Raw genomic sequence first — 1,247 nt, forward strand, 5'->3', positions numbered from 1 at the left:
TGGGCCGCCCCCGTTGTTAGGTCCGGTCTCTGTGTGAGTCGTCGGGTTCCATTTCGTGGGTGCAGTGGCGAGCATAGTCGGCCGGGGTGAGGTAGCCCAGCGCCGAGTGGCGTCGCACGGTGTTGTACTCGACCTTCCAGTCGCCGATGACGACCTGGGCGTGCAGCAGTGAGTAGAAGCTGTTGATGTTCAAGCACTCGTCGCGCAGGCGGGAGTTGAACGACTCGACGTAGCCGTTGAGCCACGGCGAGCCGGGCGGGATGTACGACAAGCCGGTGCGGGTGCCGGCCCAGTCGGCGATCGCCTGGCTGATGAACTCGGGCCCGTTGTCGCTTCTGAGGACCGCGGGCGGGCCGTGCAGCTTGACGAGGTCGTCGAGATGGTCGGTGAGACGGTCGGCGGTGATGGAGCGTTCCACGAGGCCGCCGAGGCAGACCCGGGTGTGCTCGTCCACGATCGACGCGATCTTGATCGGACGCCCGGCCTCGTCGACGTCGAACTGGAAGTCGATGGCCCACACCACGTTCGGGGCGCACGCCTTGGGGGCGTCCGCGGTCGAGGAGCCGATGCGCTTACGGCGACGTCGCTGGGGCACGCGTAGGCCTTCCTCGCGCCATAGCCGCTGGATCTTCTTGTGGTTGACCTGCCAGCCCTCGCCGCGGGCGTCGTGGTACGCGCGCCGGTAGCCCCAGCGGGGGTGCTTCTTCGCGTAACCGCGCAGCCATTCACGCAAGGCGGCGTCGGGGTCGGCGACGGTATCGGCCTTGAGGGTGCGCCGGTAGGCGGACCTGGATAGCCCGGTCAGCCGGCACGCCATCCGCTCGCTCACCCGCATCTTCGCGATGAGGTGAGCGACGGCGGCGCGCCTCCTGCCCGGGCCTAGAAGTTTCCCTCTGCCAGCTCCTTCAGCGCCGCCTTCTCCAGCTCTGCTTCAGCGAGCAGACGCTTGAGGGTGGCGTTCTGCTTCTCGAGCTCCTTGAGGCGCTTGGCGTCGTCGGCCTTGAGCCCGCCGTACTGGTTGCGCCACCGGTAGTACGTCTGTTCCGACACGCCCAGCTCGCGGCACACCGCCGCGACGTCCGCGCCATCGGCCAGCATCCGGTCGGCCTGTCCGAGCTTGCGCACGACCTGCTCAGGCGTGTGCCGCTTCCTCGTGTTCGTCATGATGAGACCAGTCTTCCTGCCCGCAGCAGCGAGCATCAAGACGACTCACACAACGACTGGACCTACATCACGGGGTCAGCCCA

The 1,247-nt window shown here is 67.4% G+C and carries 1 protein-coding gene; it reads right to left on the bottom strand.

Annotated elements, in window-relative coordinates; all coding sequences use genetic code 11:
• Nucleotides 1-16: 16 nt before the first annotated feature.
• A protein-coding gene (locus Bequi_RS14110) for an IS3 family transposase (protein WP_249738570.1) occupies nucleotides 17-1,164 on the bottom strand; the annotation gives its coding sequence in 2 pieces (ribosomal slippage) (nucleotides 17-894 and nucleotides 894-1,164; 1,149 coding nt in all).
• Between the last annotated feature and the right edge of the window lie 83 nt (nucleotides 1,165-1,247).

Origin of the sequence: Brachybacterium equifaecis, from assembly GCF_023509525.1 — a bacterium.
In the GTDB taxonomy this organism is placed as follows: Bacteria; Actinomycetota; Actinomycetes; order Actinomycetales; family Dermabacteraceae; genus Brachybacterium; species Brachybacterium equifaecis.